A 1,367-nucleotide genomic window follows, 5' to 3' on the forward strand; every position below is an offset into this window, starting at 1 on the left:
CACTGACGGGCAGCGGCCACCAGGAATCCGAGCGCAGCAAGGCCCCCTGGGGCGCACCGGCAATGGCCATGGACATCGCGAAGCCGCAAAGCATCGCCTTCGACCGTATCTGAGCAGGCCACGCTGCAGGTGCCACCTGCGCCTTACTGCCGTCGAGGCCCGCAGCACGGGAGCCAAGGCAACCATTTCCCTCAGGGCGGGATTCGTGCCGTTCGCGAGCCGGGCTGGGATCCCTCGCGCCGCAGGACTCTCACTCAGCTCGACACCGCCCGCCCGGTCCGCCCCTGGAGGAAGGGGCCGCTCGGCGTGCCCAACCCAGCCACGGACTGTTGCCCCCGAACCCTGGAGGAGCAAAGACGCAGTTCAGCAGGGGAGCGCGGAGAGCGGTGTTCGAGTAGCGTCTTCCCGCCCCGTCGGCGGACAGGTTCCGTTTTGGCGCGACGCCCTCGCCGCGCTCAGCCGCGGCGCCGGAGCGGCCCGCTGCGACCGGCCCCCGCGTGATCAGTAAGCAGAGCCGCATCCTCGGGCACGCCCCGGCCCCCGCCTCTGTCCGCCAACCGGCCGCTCGCATGAACCCTCAACACCACGACCCAAGGAATGCCGTGTCCGCACGCGAGTCACTCACCTCTGCCCCTCCCCACCCTCTGCGGCGCCATGCTGTACCTGGCCACGCCATCCGGCGCTGGGCGGTCATGCGGGCCGGACGCCTGGCCTGCATGACGACCCCGGCCCAGGGCAACACGATCCCCACCGGAGCGACGTACGCCTGCGACAACGGCAAGTTCGGCAAGGGCTGGCCCGGTGCCGAAGCCTCGTTCGCCTGGCTGAAGGCCACCCTCAACCGCTACGGCCGCGACCGCTGCCTGTGGGCAGTAGCCCCCGACGTCCCCATGTCCCCCGAAGGCACCCTGGCCCTGGCGGAGTCGCTGCCATGGCTGGAGCGCATGCACAGCCTGTCCATACCGGTGGCCTTCGCTGCCCAGGACGGCAGCGAAAACGGACTCATCCCCTGGGGCCGCTTCGACGTGCTGTTCCTCGCAGGATCCACCGCCTGGAAGACCGGACCGAATGCCCACAGCCTGGCCCTGCAGGCCTACGAGCGAGGTCTTGCCGTCCACATGGGCCGCGTCAACTCCCGGCGCCGACTACGCATCGCGCAAGCCTTCGGCTGCACCAGCTGCGACGGCACCTACCTCACCTTCGGACCGACCGCCAACCTGCCGCGGCTCCTGGGCTGGCTGGACGAACTCCACGCCACCCCCTCCTTGTTCGACGCCCCGACATGACTTGGGGGCTCACCGCCTGGACCACCGGCCCGGGCACCTCGATGGGGACCGCCTGCGCGCTACGGCCGGGCAGAACTACTC

The 1,367-nt window shown here is 70.4% G+C and carries 1 protein-coding gene; it reads left to right on the forward strand.

The window, feature by feature from the left end; all coding sequences use genetic code 11:
• Window positions 1-716 precede the first annotated feature (716 nt).
• Entirely contained in the window at window positions 717-1,286 is a 570-nt protein-coding gene (locus tag ACFWZ5_RS46420; RefSeq protein WP_384893345.1) for a hypothetical protein, read from the forward strand.
• Window positions 1,287-1,367 lie beyond the last annotated feature (81 nt).

Source organism: Streptomyces sp. NPDC059003 (assembly GCF_042740445.1).
Taxonomy (GTDB): domain Bacteria; phylum Actinomycetota; class Actinomycetes; order Streptomycetales; family Streptomycetaceae; genus Streptomyces.